The organism is Martinezella rhizogenes (assembly GCF_000799715.1).
GTDB lineage: Bacteria > Pseudomonadota > Alphaproteobacteria > Rhizobiales > Rhizobiaceae > Rhizobium > Rhizobium rhizogenes_C.
This window is the reverse complement of record NZ_JUHG01000013.1, coordinates 1,135,585-1,154,860: the sequence shown is the minus strand read 5'-3', so window position 1 is coordinate 1,154,860 and position 19,276 is coordinate 1,135,585. Positions and strand designations below refer to the sequence as shown.

Here is a 19,276-nt window from a genome sequence, read left to right as displayed (position 1 = left end):
TGTTCCCTTTATTTTGACGCGGAATAGTCTGGAATGAGATCGGCGGAAAAATCATGCGCGAGATAGGCGAGAATGCTCTTCGCCAGGGCGATGATATCCGTCGTTGTCGTGTGTTCTTCCGGGCTGTGGATGCAGCTTTCGGGGCGCCCGAGCCCGCCAAGCAATATCTCCTGCATCACGCCGGTCCGCTGGACGTAACCGAAGTCCGAGCAGCTGGCGGCGCCCCATTTGCTAAAGTCGGAGGGCTCGTAGCCGAAGCCGAGGCTCAATGCCTTCTGCCAGCGCGGCCAATGGGGGCCATCGGGGTCTGCCGTCGGGATCAGGTGGCCGACGAGGTCGATGTCGAAGCCAAGGCCCGGCGTTTGCGCCACGCAGGCGCGCACCAGATCCTCGAGTGTGGCGCGCGCGGCGGCATAACTTTCCTCCGGAGCGTAACGGCGGCTGACGAGGATCTTGATCTCGGCCGCGACTTGCCCGCCCGAGGTGCCGCCATTGATGGCGGATATGGACAGCTGCGGCCGTAGCGGACCGTTCGCATGCGGCGGTGGCGGCAGCTTGGATTTGAAAGCGGCGATCTTCGGCTTCAGCGCCTGCAATGCATTGAGGAGCGGAAGGGCGCCCTCGATGGCGTTGACGCCCGAGCCGGCGCGGTTGCCTTCGCCGGCATGAACGGCGTGCCCCCTGATGGTGATCTGGAGGTTAAAGACACCGAAGCAGCCGGCCCAGATGCGCGGCGCGGCGGAACCGTTGAAATTGACGATATGCCCCTTGAGCATGCCCTGTTCGGCAAGATAGCGGATGCCGGGATAAAGCCCGCCTTCTTCATCCGTGCACAGCAGCAGCATGGGATCATAGGCAAGCTCGACACCATGTTCCTCGGCTGCGCGCAGCGCAAGCAATGTCGCGGCAACCGTTCCCTTCATGTCGGCGGCACCCAGCCCGAAAAGCTGGTTTCCTTCCCGTGTGAGGCTCAACGGGTCGCGCTGCCAGCCGGGAGACACGGGAACGGTATCGACATGATAATAGAGGCCGCAGACCGGTTTATCCGCCGGACGCTCAGCGATGAGATTGACGCGCTCTCCCGAAGCCGGGCCGTTGGCGACACGCCACAGTGCGTCCGGCACCGCCACGCGCCTGGTGTGAAATCCCAGGGGGGCCAGCAGTTCTTCCATCAGATCCGCGAAGGCGGGATAGCCCATGCCGGGCGGAAAGGAGGTGTCGACGGCAATCATCCGCGCCAGATCCTCGACCGCCTTTTCGACATCGCGTTCGATTGCCGCCAAGGCGTTTGCAAATGATATCGACTGGGGTGATAAGGCTTGATTGCTCACGTTGAGTTCCGAAAAAGATGCGCGGAATGGAGGTTTGCTCTGCTCTCGTATTCATATAAACTATATAGTAATGATGCTTCCTCGCCTTCCGCGAGTCAACTCCAAATAAGAGGCAATTAATTGCGCGAAATGCCCAATTTTTTAGCGGACACGTCACGAGCGTCGGAGTTTTCGCTACCGCTTTATGAGGTGGTCAAGCGACAGATCACCGAAGCGATCATGATGGGCAAATGGCCGGCGGGGACCATCCTACCGAGCGAGATCGCGCTGTCGCAGATGTTCGGAGTGGCGGTCGGCACCATCCGGCGGGCTTTGGCGGATCTGACCAATGAGGGATTGCTGAGCCGCCGGCGCAAGACGGGAACGGTCGTGACGGGACGTACGCCGCAACATAGCCTGCGGTTTTTCTTTCAGTATTTCCGTCTTCATGGCCTCGACGGCTCGCTGCAGAATTCCACTTCGGAAATCCTGTCCCTTGAGAAGCGGCTGGCCAACCAGGATGAGAGCGCCAGCCTGCAACTGGAAAGTCCGACGGAGGTGATCACCTTTCATCGCCTGCGCAGCGTCGCAGGCGTGCCGGTCATGCATGAGGTCATCACGCTTCCGGCGCATCTGCTGCCGGCTTTCCCCGAGAAGAAAGAGGATATTCCCGCGCTGCTCTATCTGTTCCTCCTCGATCGCTATGGCATCCGCATTTCCGCGGTTCGTGAGCAGATCGCGGCAACACTTGCGACGGAAGACGATGCCCGGCTGCTGAGGCTTACTCTGCCGGATGCCGTGCTGACGATTGATGAGGTGTCCTACGATCAGTCCGCCGCACCGGTCCTTGTCGCGCGGCATCGGGCGACGACGAGGAGCCACCGTTATGTGCATGAGGTGCAGTAAGGGCGGACCTGGGAATGCGCGGGAAGAGAGCGACTTACCACAACGAAAATCAAGCGATCTACTTTCGTTTCAGCACCTTGCCCGGGTTCATCATGCCTTGAGGATCAAGGCTGTGTTTGATCGCAAGCATGAGATCATGCTCGACGTCACCACGATATTTGAGGACCGCATCGGCCTTCATGATTCCAAGGCCGTGTTCAGCCGCGACCGAGCCGCCAAATCGATGGGCATGATCACACATGATCTCCTCTATTTCGTCAGATCTCGCCAGAAAGTCTTTGGTCGGAACGGCTTCCGGCGCAATGACCCCGAAGTGGATATTGCCGTCGCCAAGATGACCGAAGGCGATGATCCGGGCATCGCCGACCGCTTTTGCGATCGCGCCCGTGCAGCTATCCAGGAAGTCGGGTATCGCTGAAATCGGAACGGAAATGTCCCCTTGGATGGTCACGCCCTCTTTCATGTCGGCTTCCGCCAATGCTTCTCGAATTGCCCAGAAGCTCCTGCCCTGTTCGATGGAGGCGGCGATAGCGGCGTCGACGATCAGACCGGACGCATAGGCCTCGGACAGAACGGCCTCGATCCGCTCCTGCTGGGAGACCGCTTCGTCGATCGAGGAGAATTCGATGAGCAGTTGCCAGTCATGCAGCCGGTCCAAGGGCATGCGGCAGGCGGGAAAATGCTTGAAGACAAGCTCCAGACCGTTGCGCGGCATGAGTTCGAAGGCGGTTATCTGCCCGCCGGTCCGCTGCTTGGACAGGGCCAGCAGTTCCAGCGCCGCCTGGACAGACGGTACGGCGCAGATGGCGGTGGCGATCGAGACCGGTCTCGGAAATAGCTTCAGTACGGCACCGGTGATGATGCCAAGCGTGCCCTCGCCGCCGATGAAGAGCTGCTTCAGGTCATAGCCCATATTGTCCTTGCGCAGCCCGCGCAATCCGCTCCAGATCCGCCCGTCCGCCAGTACGACTTCCAGGCCGAGAACGAGATCCCTGGTATTGCCGTAACGGATGACGTTGCTGCCGCCGGCATTGGTGGCAAGGTTGCCGCCGATCTGGCAGCTTCCCTCGGAGGCGAGGCGCAGCGGAAAGAAACGCGATGCTTTCGCTGCTTCGGCCTGGATCGCGGCAAGCAGGCATCCCGCGTCGACGGTCATGGTATCGTTGATCGTGTCGACGTTGCGGACCTTGTTCATTCGCGCGAGATTGACGATGATTTCGATGCCCGCGCCAGACGGCACGGAACCGCCGGCTAGTGAGGTATTTCCACCTTGCGGGACGATCTTCAGACCGTATTGCCCGCAGATGGTGACGATCTTGGCGACCTCTTCCGTGTTTGCCGGCTTCAGCAGCAGAGGGGAGTCGCCGCGGATGGATCCTGTCCAGTCGACCGCGTGCGGTTCGATGAGGCCGGGATGCGTGCTCCAGCCGAACGGGCCAACGGCCTGCTTCAGCACCTCGATTGCTTCAGCCAGCTGTTCAGGTCCCAGAGGCTTATGCTCTTTTCCGCTCATCCACATTGGCGTGCTCCCTCTAGTTCAGGCTGATCCAGGGCCTGGTTATCTCTATATGGCCAACGGGACATGCGTCACAGTGCCAGCGACGGACTGAAGCGGATGAGGCTGAGGATCTCGAACAGCATTTGCGCCGCGACATGGGCTGTGTTGGTGGTCGCGTCATATTGTGGGGCGACTTCGACAACATCACCGCCGACGAAATCGATGCCCTTCAATCCATGGAGGATTGCGAGTGCCTCGCGGCTGGTGAGGCCACCGATCTCCGGCGTGCCGGTGCCGGGCGCAAAGGCCGGGTCAAGACTGTCGACATCGAAGGACAGATAGGTTGGGCCGTCGCCAACGATGGCGTGTGCCTTTTCGATTACGGCATCAATCCCCATGCGGGAGATATCCTCGGCATGTATGACAGTCATTCCCGACTCATAGGAGAATTCCCAGAGATATTCCGCCGCCCCGCGTATGCCGATCTGAATGGTTCGGCTGGGATCCAGCACACCGTCAAGAACGGCGTTGCGGAAGGGGCCGCCATGGTGGAACTTGGTGAGATCGTAAGCGCCGCCGGTATCGCAATGGGCGTCGATGTGGATCATGCCGACAGGACGCTCTTTGCCAACTGCCTTCAGGATCGGGTGCGTTATCGAATGGTCGCCGCCGACCGCGAGCGGGATAACGCCGGCGGCAACGATTTGCCCGAAGCGTCGCTCGATATCCTCATGGCTGAGCTCCAGGCGATAACGGCTGCGGAACGGGACATCGCCGATATCGGCGACTTTCGCCTCGAACAGGGGCGCGCACTTCAAGACGTGATTGTATGGCCCGACACGCTCGATGGCGCGCAATGCGCGCGGTCCGAAGCGCGAGCCCGGACGATTGGTGACGCCCAAGTCCATCGGAACGCCGATCAGCGCGATATCGAGATCGCCGAGATCGGGATTTTCGGCGTCGACCTGCCGGTAGGCGGCATCCAGCAGCGTCGGTATGCCGCTGAAGGGAGCCGCACGCGTGCCGCTCGCCGAAAAGATCCTGTCCGCGACGGCGCGGAACTCCGGATCATGGATGTTGCCGCCGTGACCTTCTCCGAACTTTTCACGCAGCTTTTGCAGTGTGTCTTCATCAATTGCCATCGTTCGCCGTCCAATCTCACGCGGAAAAACTTTTGCGCTCCGCTTCGAGCGCTTCGAAATGGTCTGTTATCTGCGCCCCGGTTGCGATCCAGACATCGCCCCTCGATTGCACATGACGCAGGAAATCACGGAGAATGAACCAGCGCATCGGCCGGCCGGAGACCTGCGGGTGCAGAACCAGCGTCGTGACGCCGCCCCAGGCATGGGTCGCCTCGAATTCTTCGATCCAGAGCGGCAGCACGGCATCACGGCCGAAAAGGGCGCGCGGGCTCGTGCGGCTGGACATGCCGAAATTCCAATCGTCGAAGGCGAAGTTGACGGGGATTTCAACCGGCCCATCCATGCCGTCGGACGAGGCGTGGCGATAAGGCAGGATATCGTCGCGGAAGGAACTGGAATAGCGGATGCCGGATTTGGCGAGATAGGCCAGAAGTTCGGGGAAATTCTCTCCGGAGGGCGCGCGGTAGCCGACCGGCCTGACGCCGAGCGCCTGTTGAAGCGCATCGAAACCGCGATCGATCTCCTCGAATGCTTCGTCCAGTTTTTCGCGGTCGGGCATCTTGTGCAGATAGCCGTGATGCCCGATCTCGTGGCTGGCCTTGAGGATAGCCTCACAGATCTCCCGATGCGCGAGCGCTGTCCATCCCGGCGTGAAGAACGTGCCTTTCAGGGAGAGCTCGTCCATCAGTTCAAGGATCTTTCCTATTCCGACACGCCGGTCGTAGCCCCCATGCGAGGTGGTCACCATGCGATCGACATTCGAGGGATTGTTGCCGATCCAGGCCGTCTCGGCATCGACGTCAAAGCCGATGAACAAGGCACTTTTCGCCCCGTTCGGCCAGATCATATTTGGGGAGCTTGGTGCCGGGTTGAGAGGGCGCGGCGTCAGGTCGAAACTCATGTGAATATCCTCAGAAAAAAACGGATCGGTTGTCTGCGTCCCCCGCCAGAAGGTTCTCGATCTTACGGCAATCGTCCAGCTCCTCGAGCTTGGTGAGCGTGCTCCACAGGCGGTTCGCTTGCTCCACACTCAAACTCATCGTCACAAGTTCCGTGAATTTTTCGGCGATATCTGGCCGCGGCATCGGCCTTTCGGCGGAGCCCGTGGCGCGGGGCACCATATGGGTCGCGCGCAGGCCGTCCTTGAATGTCAGCGTGACGAAAGGTTCGTCGAGCGGCTTCATGCCGTCATCGACGATCAGTTGCATGCGCTCCATGATGTCGTGGACCCGCGCATCCGAGCGACGCTCGGCCGAATAGGCTTCGAGACCGGCGGTTCCGAAGACGCAGCGCGCCGCCACGGCATAGGGCAAGCTCATCTGGGTCGGCGCCATCGCACCGCTCTCCTTCGCGCCGCACATTCCCATCAGCATCGGGCTCAGCCGCAATTCAATCGTATCGATCTGCGAGGCAGCCCGCGCCGTTTGTTTTATAAGATCTTCCAACGCGTCGACCGCCGAATGGGCGCCGCGGCAGGAAGCATAGGGCTTCAGCACGGCTCGCTTCACCTTCCAGACTTCGCCCAGCGCCTCGCTTAGCTTTTCGACATCGCAGGTGGATTTGTTGAAAGAGCGGAAGAAGCCGCCCCATACGTCGTCGAAGACCTTCGACGGTCCGGCAAATCCCTCGGCGGCGAGTTGCGCCGCCAGCAGGCCGCCTTCCGCCGCGCGCCCGGCATGGATCTTCTTGGCCTGGGAACCGTCATGGATGAAGGCCCACAGGCCGGAGGAAAAGCTGGTCGCAAGGGTGATGGCGTCGCGGGTGACATGGGCGTCGAGGCCACGAATATTGGCAACGGCCGCCGCCGCCGCCAGCGTGCCGCAGGTGCCTGTCGAGTGCCAACCGAGACTGTTATGGCTGTCGTAGCCGCCCGTCGCCTCGAGGATGCGGCGACCGACATCATACCCGGCGACGACGGCCGCGATCAGCTCCTTGCCGGAGACGGTGCGCGGCATCTCCGCCATGGCTGCCAGCAGGGCGGGCATGACGACTGCCCCCGAATGGTCGCAGCCGCCAGCGTCGTCCAGTTCAAAAGCATGGGCAGAGACACCGTTGATCAGCGCGGCGTCGCGCGCGCCGGTATATGTGTCCGTGCCCCAGATGCGCGCTGTTCCATGCGATCCGACAATGCGTCGCGCGATCCGGAACTCGTTGGAACGGGCTCCGGCCAGCGCTGCGCCGAGCGTATCGGCGATGTGTATTTTCGCCTTGTCGACCACGTCGATCGGCAGCGCTTCAAACCGAAGGTTCGAAACGAAGGACGCAAGCCGGTCGACCGGGGCGTCGTCAAGTGAGCGGGGCATTCCGGTTTTCTCTTTCGTATCTCGGTTCGTCAGACCTTGGCGGCATGCCGCCATTTCGTGGTCGATCGGCAGCCTGCGGCGATTGCCCCGGGCTGCCGATCGCGATCCTTACTTGACGGCTTCGCCATTGATGTAGATGCCATCCAGCATCGTGCCATCGAGGCCATGCTTTGCGAAGATCGTCTTGTACTCGCCGCTGGCCATCAGCGCCTTTAGGGCGGCGGCATAGGCATCGCGTAGTTCGGTATCCTTCTTGGCAAAACCGATACCCTGATAGACGGCGGTGAAGGGCTCGCCGACGACGGTATAGGTGTCCTTTTCGAGGGTCAGCAGATAGGGAAGCGTTTCGGACCCCTGCACCGCGCCATCGACGCGACCTTGCTTCAGCTGGGCGCGGGCATCCGCCGAGCCTTCCGTGCCAACAACCTTGACGGCCGGCAATCCCGCAGCCTCGCAATTGGTGGCGCTCCACTTCGCCGTCTCATCCGGGAAGGAGGTGCGGCGGCTCATGCCGATGATCTTGCCGCAGAAATCGGTCGGCTTCTTGAATTCCTCCTTGCGGGCAGCGGTCGTGTAGAATTGTGCGCCGGACTTCATGTAGTCGACGAAATCGAGCGTGTCGCGACGTTTCGGCAGGTCGCTCATGCCGCTGTGGATCAGATCGACACGGCCGGTCGTCAGCGAAGAGATCATCTGCTCGAAGCCGATGTCGGCCCATTCCACGGTGGTACCGAGTTGCTTCGCCAGCGCCAGGCCGAGGTCGATGTCGACACCCATCAGCGTATTGGTCGCCGGGTCCTTGTATTCCATCGGCGGATAGTTCGGCTGGTTGGCGACGACCACCTTGCCGGCCGACTTGATGCGCTCCGGCAGGCCTGCGGCGCTGACCGAGGTGGCCGCCAGGCAGGCGACGGCGAGCATTGTGAGATGCTTTTTCATAGTGTTCCCCATTTTTGATCCGGTTGGCACTGGCGGGCCTGATGGCTCGCCAATCGTTCTCTCAGCTATGGACGGCCTTGATGAATTCCGCTGTCCTGGCGCTTTTCGGGGCACTGAGAACCTCCGATGCCAAGCCTGTTTCGACCACTTTTCCGGCCTCCATGAACGTGACGGTATTGGCCACGCTGCGGGCGAATCCGAGCTCGTGGGTGACGACGATCATGGTCATTCCGGAGGCTGCGAGATCCTTCATGACGTCGAGCACTTCCGAGACGAGTTCCGGATCGAGCGCCGATGTGGGTTCGTCGAAGAGAATGAGATCCGGCTGCATGCCCATGGCGCGGGCAATGGCGACGCGCTGCTGCTGGCCGCCCGAAAGCTCCGATGGATACTGGTTCGCCTTTGCCGCAAGGCCGACGCGTTCCAGAAGGGCAGAGGCTCGTTCGCGGGCCTGCTCGACGGATTGTCCAAGCACATGCACCGGTCCCTCGATGATGTTCTCGATCGCGGTCTTGTGCGGAAACAGGTTGAAGCGCTGGAAGACCATGCCGATGCGACGGCGCTGACGGGAGATTTCCGCATCGCTGATCTGATGCAGGTTATTGCCTTCGCGGCGGTAGCCTATCAGCTCGTCATTGACCCAGATGGCGCCGCCATCCATCCGCTCCAGGAGATTGATGCATCTTAAAAACGTGCTCTTGCCGGAGCCGGAGGGGCCGATGATGCAGCTGACTTCGCCGCGCACGACCTCCATGCTGACTTTATCGAGGGCGCAGAAGTCGCCGTAGTTCTTGGTGACGTCGACGGCTTTGACGAGAATATCCTGTTTCATGGTCGACCTCACATGGACGCTTTGATCGATTTCGAACCGCGTCCAAAATAACGCTCGATATAGTGCTGGCCGACCGACAGGACGGAGACCACGGCGAGATACCAGAAGCTTGCAACGAGCAGCAGTTCGAGAACGCGGGTATTGGCGAAATAGATGATCTGCGCGTTGTGTAGGATCTCGGAATACTGGATGACGCTTGCAAGTGATGTGAGCTTCACCATGCCGATCACCTCGTTGCCGATCGGCGGCACCATGACGCGCATGGCCTGTGGCAGCACGATGCGGCGCAGCATCTTCATCTGCGTCATTCCGATGGTCCGGGCCGCCTCGTACTGGCCGCTATCGACCGAAAGCAGCCCGCTTCTGACGACCTCGGACGTATAGGCGCCCTGGGATATGCCGAGGCCAAGCATGGCGGCGACGAAGGGCGTCATCACATCCACGGTGCGAAATTCAACAAGGCCGGGGATGCCCATGGTCGGAAAGATCAGCGCCAGGTTGAACCACAGCATCAATTGCAGCAGCGCCGGTGCGCCGCGGAAGATCCAGACATAGCCGACGGCGATATAGGATAGCACCGGATTGCCGGAAATGCGCATGATGGCGATGAGGACGCCAAGCGCGATGCCGAGCGCCATGGCGGCCACGGTCATCAGCAGCGTATTCGTCAGGCCATCGAGAATGGCCGGCGCGAACAGGAACTGGCGGACGTAGCTCCATTCTATCTGTCCGACGCTAAAAGCACGCACCAGCCCCGCGAGCAAAACGAGTACGATGGCGGCGGCGACCATGCGGCCGATATGCCGCTTCGGCACCAGGCGCAGATGGGCGATCTCGTATTTGTCGTCAGTGGGGGACGGGCTGGTGCTTGCGGCGGTCATCGGCTTCGAGGCTCCCGAGGGTCGTTCTGTCCATGCGCGACATTGGTCGCCTTCGCCTGCGCGTCGGCGAAGGCGCGGCAGGCATTGATCGCCCTTTCAAAGCGGGCAATCTGCTCGCGCACGCGAACCGGCGCGGTGGCGCCGTAACCGGTGCGGCTGGCAAGCGCCTTGTCGAGCGTGATGGCGGCAAGCATGTCCTTGTTCAGCCGCTGATCGATCTTCGGCAGATCATCTTCGGTGAGCCCGGCAAGATCGTGGCCGCGTTCCTCGCAGTAGCGAACAACCGCGCCGGTGATCTCGTGCGCCTCCGCAAATGGTACATTCTGCCCAACCAGCCAGTCGGCGACCTCGGTCGCCAGCGTGAAGCCCTTCGGCGCTTCTTCCCGCAATTTCTCGACGTCGAATTCGAGCGTCGCGACCATGCCGGCAAAAGCGGGAAGGATCAGTTCGAGAATGTCGATCGTTTCGAACAGGCTGCGCTTGTCTTCCGCGAGATCACGGTTATAGGCGAGCGGCATCGCCTTCATCGTCGCCAGGAACCCGGTGACATTGCCGATCAGCGTTCCCGACATGCCGCGTGTCAGCTCCGCAATATCCGGGTTCTTCTTCTGAGGCATGATGGAGGAACCGGTCGAATAGGAATCGTGCAGCCTGACCCAGCTGAATTGTTTGGAGCTCCAGATGCAAATCTCCTCGGAAAGTCGCGAGAGATCGACGGCAACGAGCGAGCATATGAAGAGGAATTCGGCGACGTGGTCGCGGGCAGCAACCGCATCGATCGAGTTTTCGCAGGCGGCGGAATAGCCAAGCTCTATAGCCGATTGGTCGGGGTGGCAGGCAATGCCCGATCCCGCAAGGGCGGCGGCGCCGAGCGGCGAGCGGTCGAAACGACGATCCCAATCCTCGAAGCGTTGCAGATCGCGCAATAGTGACTGCGCATGCGCCATCAGGTGGTGACCAAGGACGATCGGCTGGGCCGGCTGCAGATGGGTGAAGCCGGGCATGACCGTTTCGGTATGCTGCGAGGCCTGGCTCATCAGCGCCTCCTGGACCGAGATGATCTCCCCCGAAAGCTCGCGCGCCATGCGGCGCAGATAGAGGCGCGTGTTGTTGGCCGTCTGGTCGTTGCGGGAGCGTCCGGCGCGCAGCTTCCCGCCGAGCACGCCGAGCCGCGCCATCAACAGGCGCTCGAGGAAGGTGTGGACGTCCTCGTCCCCGGGGATCGGCTCTTCGATACCGGCGCCGACATCTGCCTCGATGGCGTCGAGTGCTGAGCGAATGGCCGAGAACTCGCTTTCGACCAACACCCCGGCACGCTTCAGTTCGGAGGCATGGGCGCGGGAACCGGCGATATCCTCGCGATACAGGCGGAAATAGGACTTCGGCGCGCGCGAAAGATTGGCCAAGGCTTCGGACGGTCCGGATTTGAAGCGTCCACCCCAGAGCTGAGTGGGTTCAGGCATTGGTATTCCCCTGCTGTTTAAACTTTCAGCAAGGCTCCCATGTGCTTGTTTCGTGGGCAAGCGAAGTTATTTCACCCCGCTATGACAAAAACGACTAGCTGGGATATCGCATTGGGTTTACCAACATTCTAGCGAGAAATTCGGCCATGCGCTGATGCGCAATATGGCCGATTGGCAATGGAGCGGAGATTTGCATGGCATCCGGTCGACAGCGCCTGCCTTCGACAACCGCGCTGCAGGTGCTCTTGGCGGTGGCCGAGAGAGGATCGACCAGTGCGGCGGCCGAGAGCACATCGCTGTCGCAGAGCGCCGTCAGCAAGCAATTGCTGGCATTGGAAAATCTGATCGGCAGCCCTGCTTTCATCCGCACGCCACGCGGCATGATCCCGACGGAGGTTGGTACCATCTATATCGAGCATGCGCGCACGGTGCTGAAGGCGATGGAGGATGCGGCGCTGCATGTCGCGCGACTGAAGCCAGGGCCGCGTGTCCTAAGGCTGCAGGTCCTGCCGATCTTCGGTGATCGCTGGCTGTTGCCGCGCTTTACGCAATTTGTGGAGAAGCATCCAGAGATCGAGGTCCAGTTCACGACCTTCGTGTCGCCGACCCAATCGGAAGCACCGGACGGGATATTCCATTTTCTCGCAGAGCCCCAGCAGGCGAAGGGCATGCATTATCTTTTCGGCCACGAGGTGCTTTTGGTGAGCGCGCCGTCCTATTGGGAAAAGAACGGCTTGCCGGAAACGATCGCGGACCTGGCCGGGGGCGAGATGCTGGAGCATCCGCAGACCCCGCTGCACTGGCGATACTTCGCCAAGAGCAATGGCGCGGCCGATCTTGAGGTGCGGCATACCACGCGCTTTGGATATTATACGATGGTGATCCGCGCCGCGCTTGCGGGGCAGGGCATGGCGCTCATCCCGCGGGGCCTGATGCTGGATGAACTTGCGGCCGGAAAGCTCGTCAATCCTCGCGGCTTTGGATATCGCAGCAGCTATGGCTACTGGTTCGCGACGCCGCATGACGTAAAGCCGAACTCGTCCATGGAGGCCTTCAGGACATGGCTGATGGCGCAAGCGGAGGACATGCGGGATTGAGCTTGTCACCGCGCGCGCCGATCGTCAGGTTCCAAGCTTGTCGAGCGCCTCGCCATCCAGGCGATAGAAGAGCTTGTCCGTCTTTCGCGTGCCGCCGATCTGTTCCGCCAGCCGTATCGTTTGCCTCAAGCAGGCGGATTTCCATGGTCACGGCGGCCCCTCCTTGTCATTGCCGACCCAACGCATGCCCCATAATCGCCCTTTACATGGCGAGATAGGCTTGGCGAATATCCTCGCGGTTTTCAAGTTCGGCAATGGTGCCGGAATATCGGATACCGCCCTTTTCCAGAATATAGGCGCGGTCGGATATCAGCCGGGCGAAATGCAGGTTTTGTTCCGACAAAAGGATGGACAGCCCCTCGCGCTTCATCGTGACGATCGCATCCGCCATCTGCTCGACGATCTTGGGCGCCAGCCCCTCGGATGGTTCGTCGAGCAGGATCAGATGGGGATTGCCCATGAGGGTTCGGCCGATCGTCAGCATCTGCTGCTCGCCGCCGCTCATGTTGCCGGCCGGTCTCTTGCGCATGTCGGCGAGGTTCGGGAAGATCTCGTAGATACGCTCGGGCGTCCATACCGCGTGTTGGTCGCGTGCTGCCTGCCGTCCGACTTCGAGATTTTCCTCCACCGTCAGTCCAGTAAAGATGCGCCGGTCTTCCGGCACATAGCCGAGCCCCCTGCGGGCGATGTCGAACGGAGCAAGCCTGGAAATATCCTCGCCGCGAAACCGGACTTCCCCCTGTTTCGACATGAGCAGGCTCATGATCGATTTGAAGGTCGTCGATTTGCCGGCGCCGTTGCGGCCAAGCAAGGCAACGACTTCGCCTTCGGCGACCTGCAGCTCCACGTCGAACAGGATATGGGCGGGTCCGTACCAGCTATTGAGACGCGATACTTCCAGCATCAGCCCTCCGATCCGTTGGCGTAAAGCAGGCCTGAGCCGAGATAGACGGCCTGGACGTCGGGATTGGTCCGGATCGCGTCCGGCGATCCTTCCGCGATGATCGCGCCGCGATTGAGCACGAGGATCCGCGACGCATGTTCGAAGACGATATCCATGTCATGTTCGGTGAAGAGAACACCGATCTGTCTTTCCTCGACGATCCGGGCGGTCAGCTTCATCAACTCGATGCGTTCGCGCGGGGCCATTCCGGCAGCCGGCTCATCCATCAGCAAGAGCTTCGGATCACCCGCCAGCGCAATGGCAAGCTCAAGGCGCTTGACGTCGCCATAGGGAAGTTCGCGACAGGGGCGATCGGCCTGGTCGCCGAGACCGATCAGGCCGATCAGCTCTTCGGCCTCTCGGCGGAACTTTCGATCCAGCCGCCCGAAGAAGCCGGTCCATCCGGAGAGATGTCCGGCATGGGACAGGATCGCCACCTGGACATTCTCGCGAACCGTCATGGAGAGATAGACCTCCGCGATCTGGAACGTCCGGCCGACACCGAGGCGGAAGATCCGGGTGGGTGAAAGACCTGATGTGTTGACCCCATCGAGGATCACGGACCCTGCATCAGGCCTGATCTGCCCGTTCAGCATGTTGAAGCAGGTGCTTTTTCCGGCACCGTTCGGGCCGATCAGCGCCATCAGCTCGCCGCGAACCAGCGAAAAGGAGACGTCGGTGACCGCCTTGACGCCCTGATAGCTCTTGCTCAGATGCGATACCGACAGAAGCGGCTGGCTCATGGCGCATCCCCCATCTTGGCGACCGGCTGCGAAAGGGCTTGCGGAAGCGCCGCTGATTGCGGTTTGCGGGCTCCCCATATGCGGCCGATCGTTCCGACGATCCCCTCCGGAAAGGCGACAACCAGAAGGATAATGAGACCGCCGAGGATCATGCGGGAGAGATCGGTATTGCTCATCAGCCAGATGGAGGCGGTCTTGTAGACGATCGCGCCGACGATGCCGCCCGACACCGTGCCGAAGCCACCGAGCAGGACCATGACGAGCCCGTCGATCGACATCGGGATGCCGAGCACGTCGGGAAAGATGCTTCCCTTCTGAAACGCCAGAAGCGAGCCGGCAAGGCCGGCAAAGAAGGCCGAGACGATGAAGGCCGTATGCTGGACGGCGCGGCGCGGAATGCCGGTTGCCGCGGCGCGCTGCGGTGAATCCCTGAGGGCTCTCAAGGCATGGCCGAACGGCGCAAAGGTCAGATACCGGATGCAGCCGACCGATAGCACGGTTGCTGCCAGCGCCAGCCAATAGAAGGCCTTGGCCCCGCTTGCCCAGTCGGACGGCCAGACACCGACGATGCCGTTGTCGCCGCCGGTGACGTCGACCCACTGGTAGGCAATCGACCAGAAGATCTGCGCGAAGGCCAGAGTGAGCATGGCGAAATAGATGTTGGACAGCCGGACGCAGAACCACCCCGAGACGAGGGATATGGCAGCCGCAACAACGGGCCCAATGATGAGGGCAAGCTCCATCGGCGCGCCGAGCCATTGGACCGATAGTGCAGCGCCATAGGCGCCGAGGCCAAGGCTTGCGGCATGGCCAAAGGAGTCCAGCCCGCCCACCGACATCATGAACTGAAGACTGGTGGCGAAGATCACGGCGATCAGGACTTCGCTCGCAACGCCGAGGCCGTAATTGCCGAGCACCAGCGGCAACAGGACTGCGCCAAGGATCAGCACGCCGGTCGCGGCCCGGCTGCGCGGACCAAGCGGCTGCCATGTGGTCCTTGCCGCATAGCCGGCGCGAGACGCCGGCAGCGGCTTGCCGAAGAAGCCCCAGGGACGCAGGACAAGGACGACCGCCATGACCACGAACATCAGCACCAGGGAAATGCCCGGAAACACCAGGATGCCGAAGGCGTTCAGCTCGGAGACGACGATGGCGGCCAGAAAGGCGCCGCCGATGCTGCCGAGACCACCGATCACCACCACGACGAAAACCTCGGTGATGACGGACAGATCCATGAAGTGCGTGACGGCATCACGCGGAATTTGCAGGCCGCCACCGAAGGCGGCCAGGAAGACACCGAGGGCGAAGACCCCGGTGAAAAGCCATTTCTGGTTGACGCCGAGCGCGCTGACCATATCGCGGTCCTGGGTCGCGGCACGCACCAGAATACCCCATCGCGAACGGTGCAGCAGCAGCCACAGCATGCCGAGAACGGCGGGTCCGAGAGCGATGAGTACGAGATCATAGGCGGGAAAGGGCCGGCCGAGAATCTGGACGGCGCCGGACAGTCCCGGTGCCCGTGGCCCGACGAGATCCTCTGGTCCCCAGATCAGCCGTACGCCGTCTTCGACGATGAGCGTGACACCGAAGGTGGCGAGAAGCTGCAGGAGCTCGGGAGCGCGGTAGATACGGCGCAGCAGCAGGATTTCCAGCAGAGCACCGCAGACCGCGACGATGGCGGCGGAGACAAGCAGCGCTGCCCAGAAACCGAAGGCGCTCTCCCAGCGGGTCGTCAGGCTGTAGGCCAGGTAGGCGCCCAGCATGTAGAAGGCGCCATGCGCGAAGTTGACGATGCGCGTCACGCCGAAGATCAGCGATAGTCCGGAGGCGACCAGGAACAGCGACGCGGCATTGGAAAGCCCGGTCAGGAACTGCAGAAGATAAAGGTCCAACGGAGGCTCCCTGCCCATTTAACAAGGGTGGCATTCGACCCGCAGAGCGAGTGCCGGCGCGATGCTTTATGACGGTATGCGTGCCCATCTTGCCGGCGGACGAGCATGAAGCCGCGACCGCCGGCCTTTGACGGTTCCGCTAGGGGCGGAGCTTGGCGGCGTCGGCCTCGCTCGGCAGGAAGTCGTTGCCGCTATGGTACTGGAAATCGACCATCACGCCTTTTCCATCCTTGAGAGCGGTCTTGCCGATGAAGGCGCCGAGCGTCGATTGATGATCCGCGGCACGATAGGTGATCGGGCCGAACGGAGTGTCGACCGAAATACCCTTGGCGGCGGCAATCAGCGCATCCGTATCCGTCGACTTGGCCTTGGTCAGGATGGCGGCCATCGACTTGACCAGCGCATAGCCGACCACCGATCCGAGGCGGGGATAGTCGTTGTAGCGCTTCTGGTACGCGTCGAGAAAGGCCTTATGGGCCGGTGTGTCGACGGAATACCAGGGATAGCCGGTGACGATCCATCCTTCCGGCGTATCGGTCTTCAGTGGATCGAGATATTCCGGCTCGCCGGTCAGGAAGGAAACTACCGAGCGTCCCTTGAAGAGGTCGCGGGTCGTGCCTTCGCGCACCAGCTTCACCAGATCGGCGCCGAACTCGACGTTGAGGATAGCCTCCGGTTTGGCGGCCTCGATGGCCTGCGCCACGGAGCCGGCATCGATCTTGCCCTGCGGCGGCCATTGCTCGCCAACGAACTCAACGTCCGGCCGGGCCTTCTGGAGTAGTTCTTTGAACACCGCCACGGCGCTTTGTCCGTATTCATAGTTCGGCGCGATGGTCGCCCAGCGCTTTGCCGGCAGCTTGGCGGCTTCCTGTGCGAGCATGGCGGCCTGCACGTAATTCGGCGGGCGCAGGCGGAAGGTATAGTCGTTGCCCTTCGACCAGATCATCGCGTCGGTCAGCGGCTCTCCCGCCAGGTAAAAGACTTTCTTCTGCTTGGCGAAATCGGCAACTGCCATGCCGACATTCGAGAAGAAGGAGCCGGAGATCATCACCACCCCTTCCTTGGCGACAAGCTCGTTGGCGGCCGTCAGCGCGTCGCCTGGCTTGCCGCCGTCATCCTTGGAAATGATCACCAGCGTGTCGCCGTTGATGCCGCCGGCCGCATTGATCTCGTCAAGCGCCAGCTGCCAGCCCTTCTTGTAGGGATCGGTAAAGGCGGGTAGCGCGGAATAGCTGTTGATCTCGCCGACCTTGATCTCGCCGGCCATTGCCTGTGTCCCGGCCGCAAGACAAAGGGCCGTACCCATAATCGCAAAAAGTCCTCTCATTTTCGTCCTCTCTGGATTGATCTGTTTTGATTCTTGTTCTTACGGCACGTCATCGGCGGCATCGAATTTCGAGCGCGTGCAATCGCGATCCATAGCTTGTCGCCTTAGGGTATGATCTGGTGTGTTCACTATAAATGCAAGGTCTTTCTCTGTGTATTTTTTAGGCAAAATTGCGCCGAAATCCCGCATTTCTGACTTGCTAATCGCTCGGAGAACGTAGAAATTTGCGTGTACACACTAATCTTGGTGACGGATGGCTGATGTGAAGCACGATAGGCCGGATACGGACGACTATGATGTCACGCAGCAAGTGGGCCATCTGCTGCGCAGGGTATATCAACGGCATCTTTCGATCTTCCAGGACAACGCCTCCGACCCCAATCTGACTTCCGTCCAGTTCGTCACCCTCTGCGCGCTTCGCGATCACGGGCCGAGCTCCCAGACCGAACTGGTCAAGGCAACTGCCGTCGATCAGGGCACGATCCGAGGCATCATTGAACGGCTGTCTGCACGCGGTCTGATCACGACCTCCGGGGATGAGCAGGACGGACGCAAGATCATCATGTCCCTGACGCCGGCTGCGGAGCACCTGCTGGAGGAGATGATACCGGCCGCCCGCCTCATCAGCGAGATGACCATGGCAGACCTCAATCCCGCCGAACGAGTGGCCCTGCTTTACCTGCTCCGCCGCATCCTGACCTACCACGATGACAAATCATCGAGCGCGCCGGAGAAATAGGCCGGCGAGAGATACTATCGAGGGATAGCATCTCTCTGTTTTACCTATCCGGCCTCAATTCGCAAACGCGGCGATGCCGGTGATGGCGCGGCCGAGGATGAGGGCGTGGATATCGTGGGTGCCCTCATAGGTGTTGACCACTTCGAGGTTGACGAGATGGCGGGCAATGCCGAACTCGTCGGAGATGCCGTTGCCGCCGAGCATATCGCGGGCAGCCCGCGCAATGTCGAGCGCCTTGCCGCAACTGTTGCGCTTGAGGATCGAGGTCAGCTCGACAGGCGGATGGCCGTCTTCCTTCATGCGGCCGAGACGCAGGCAGCCTTGCAGCCCCAGCGTGATCTCGGTCACCATGTCGGCAAGCTTCTTCTGGATCAGCTGGTTGGCGGCGAGCGGCCGGCCGAACTGCTGGCGGTCGAGCACATATTGCCGCGCCTTGGCATAGCAATCCTCGGCCGCTCCCAGCGCACCCCAGGCGATGCCGAAGCGGGCGGAGTTCAGGCAGGTGAACGGACCCTTGAGGCCGGAGACGTTGGGCAGCAGGTTTTCCTCCGGCACGAAGACATTGTCCATGACGACTTCGCCGGTGATCGAGGCGCGCAGACCGACCTTGCCGTGGATGGCGGGCGCGGACAGTCCCTTCCAGCCCTTCTCCAGGATGAAGCCACGGATGACGCCATCCTCGGTCTTGCCCCAGACGACGAAGACATCGGCGATCGGCGCATTGGAGATCCAGGTCTTGGCGCCGGTGAGGTGATAGCCGCCATCGACCTTCTTCGCCCGTGTCGTCATCGAGCCGGGATCGGAGCCGTGATTGGGTTCGGTGAGGCCAAAGCAGCCGATCCATTCGCCGGTGGCAAGCTTTGGCAGATACTTCTGCTTCTGTGCTTCCGACCCGAAGGCATCGATCGGCACCATGACGAGGGAGGACTGCACGCTCATCATCGAGCGATAGCCGCTGTCGACGCGCTCGACTTCGCGGGCGATCAGGCCATAGGCGACATAGCCGAGGCCGGCGCCGCCATATTCGGGCGCAATGGTCGGGCCGAGCAGGCCGAGCTCGCCCATTTCGCGGAAGATCGAGGGATCGGTCTTCTCATGGCGGAAGGCATCGAGCACGCGGGGCGCCAGCTTCTCCTGCGCATAGGCATGGGCGGTGTCCAGCACCATGCGCTCGTCATCGTTCAGCTGTTCCACCAGCCGGAACGGATCGGCCCAGTCGAATATCTCGCGGCTCATCGGCGTGTCTCCCAATTCTCTCTTT

Annotated in this window: 17 protein-coding genes; 3 read left to right on the top strand and 14 right to left on the bottom strand. The window is 61.4% G+C overall.

Annotated elements, in window-relative coordinates; all coding sequences use genetic code 11:
* Positions 1-8: 8 nt before the first annotated feature.
* Positions 9-1,331 (bottom strand): M20 family metallopeptidase, encoded by a 1,323-nt coding sequence (locus tag EX00_RS17215; protein ID WP_047460102.1) that lies wholly within the window; start codon positions 1,329-1,331, stop codon positions 9-11.
* Positions 1,332-1,460: 129 nt separating this feature from the next.
* Between EX00_RS17215 and EX00_RS17210 the strand changes: the two genes are divergently transcribed.
* Positions 1,461-2,216: a GntR family transcriptional regulator gene (locus EX00_RS17210; RefSeq protein WP_047460509.1), complete on the top strand. Its 756-nt coding sequence runs from the start codon at positions 1,461-1,463 to the stop codon at positions 2,214-2,216.
* A 58-nt stretch (positions 2,217-2,274) separates the two neighbouring features.
* On the opposite strand, the gene EX00_RS17205 is transcribed toward EX00_RS17210, so the two are convergent.
* The 8 genes from EX00_RS17205 to argH all read right to left on the bottom strand — a co-directional run bounded on the left by EX00_RS17205 (position 2,275) and on the right by argH (position 11,274).
* On the bottom strand, positions 2,275-3,735 hold the full coding sequence (locus EX00_RS17205) for an FAD-binding oxidoreductase (protein WP_155294082.1): 1,461 nt from the start codon (positions 3,733-3,735) through the stop codon (positions 2,275-2,277).
* A gap of 68 nt (positions 3,736-3,803) precedes the next feature.
* Complete coding sequence (gene speB / locus EX00_RS17200) at positions 3,804-4,856, bottom strand: agmatinase (protein WP_047460100.1); 1,053 nt, start codon at positions 4,854-4,856, stop codon at positions 3,804-3,806.
* A 16-nt stretch (positions 4,857-4,872) separates the two neighbouring features.
* Positions 4,873-5,757 (bottom strand): polysaccharide deacetylase family protein, encoded by an 885-nt coding sequence (locus tag EX00_RS17195; RefSeq protein ID WP_047460098.1) that lies wholly within the window; start codon positions 5,755-5,757, stop codon positions 4,873-4,875.
* Between the two features lie 10 nt (positions 5,758-5,767).
* Positions 5,768-7,159 carry an MmgE/PrpD family protein gene (locus EX00_RS17190; protein ID WP_047460097.1) on the bottom strand — a complete coding sequence of 464 codons (1,392 nt, stop codon included), beginning with the start codon at positions 7,157-7,159 and terminating at the stop codon, positions 5,768-5,770.
* 108 nt (positions 7,160-7,267) lie between these two features.
* Positions 7,268-8,098 carry an ABC transporter substrate-binding protein gene (locus tag EX00_RS17185; protein ID WP_047460095.1) on the bottom strand — a complete coding sequence of 277 codons (831 nt, stop codon included), beginning with the start codon at positions 8,096-8,098 and terminating at the stop codon, positions 7,268-7,270.
* 61 nt (positions 8,099-8,159) lie between these two features.
* Entirely contained in the window at positions 8,160-8,930 is a 771-nt protein-coding gene (locus tag EX00_RS17180) for an amino acid ABC transporter ATP-binding protein (protein ID WP_047460093.1), read from the bottom strand.
* Positions 8,931-8,938: 8 nt separating this feature from the next.
* A complete protein-coding gene (locus EX00_RS17175; RefSeq protein ID WP_047460090.1) occupies positions 8,939-9,811 on the bottom strand; it encodes an amino acid ABC transporter permease in 873 nt (290 codons plus the stop codon).
* On the bottom strand, positions 9,808-11,274 hold the full coding sequence (argH, locus tag EX00_RS17170) for an argininosuccinate lyase (RefSeq protein ID WP_052210762.1): 1,467 nt from the start codon (positions 11,272-11,274) through the stop codon (positions 9,808-9,810). Before argH ends, EX00_RS17175 begins: the two co-directional genes overlap by 4 nt.
* A gap of 194 nt (positions 11,275-11,468) precedes the next feature.
* Here argH and EX00_RS17165 point away from each other — a divergent pair, with 194 nt between their 5' ends.
* A complete protein-coding gene (locus EX00_RS17165) occupies positions 11,469-12,371 on the top strand; it encodes a LysR substrate-binding domain-containing protein (protein WP_047460088.1) in 903 nt (300 codons plus the stop codon).
* Positions 12,372-12,573: 202 nt separating this feature from the next.
* Here the strand turns inward: EX00_RS17165 and EX00_RS17160 are convergent, their stop codons facing one another.
* The 4 genes from EX00_RS17160 to EX00_RS17145 form a co-directional block, all read right to left on the bottom strand.
* Positions 12,574-13,278, bottom strand: coding sequence for an ABC transporter ATP-binding protein (locus EX00_RS17160; RefSeq protein ID WP_047460086.1), 705 nt, complete (start codon positions 13,276-13,278; stop codon positions 12,574-12,576).
* Positions 13,275-14,057 (bottom strand): ABC transporter ATP-binding protein, encoded by a 783-nt coding sequence (locus EX00_RS17155; RefSeq protein ID WP_047460085.1) that lies wholly within the window; start codon positions 14,055-14,057, stop codon positions 13,275-13,277. The genes EX00_RS17160 and EX00_RS17155 overlap by 4 nt, the downstream gene beginning before the upstream one ends.
* Positions 14,054-15,949 carry an ABC transporter permease gene (locus EX00_RS17150; RefSeq protein WP_162184546.1) on the bottom strand — a complete coding sequence of 632 codons (1,896 nt, stop codon included), beginning with the start codon at positions 15,947-15,949 and terminating at the stop codon, positions 14,054-14,056. The genes EX00_RS17155 and EX00_RS17150 overlap by 4 nt, the downstream gene beginning before the upstream one ends.
* Positions 15,950-16,088: 139 nt before the next feature.
* Entirely contained in the window at positions 16,089-17,276 is a 1,188-nt protein-coding gene (locus EX00_RS17145) for an ABC transporter substrate-binding protein (protein ID WP_047460081.1), read from the bottom strand.
* Positions 17,277-17,529: 253 nt separating this feature from the next.
* On the opposite strand from EX00_RS17145, the gene EX00_RS17140 reads away from it, so the two are divergent.
* Positions 17,530-18,015 carry a MarR family winged helix-turn-helix transcriptional regulator gene (locus EX00_RS17140; protein ID WP_047460078.1) on the top strand — a complete coding sequence of 162 codons (486 nt, stop codon included), beginning with the start codon at positions 17,530-17,532 and terminating at the stop codon, positions 18,013-18,015.
* Between the two features lie 54 nt (positions 18,016-18,069).
* On the opposite strand, the gene EX00_RS17135 is transcribed toward EX00_RS17140, so the two are convergent.
* Positions 18,070-19,251, bottom strand: coding sequence for an acyl-CoA dehydrogenase (locus EX00_RS17135; protein ID WP_047460075.1), 1,182 nt, complete (start codon positions 19,249-19,251; stop codon positions 18,070-18,072).
* Positions 19,252-19,276: the final 25 nt, after the last annotated feature.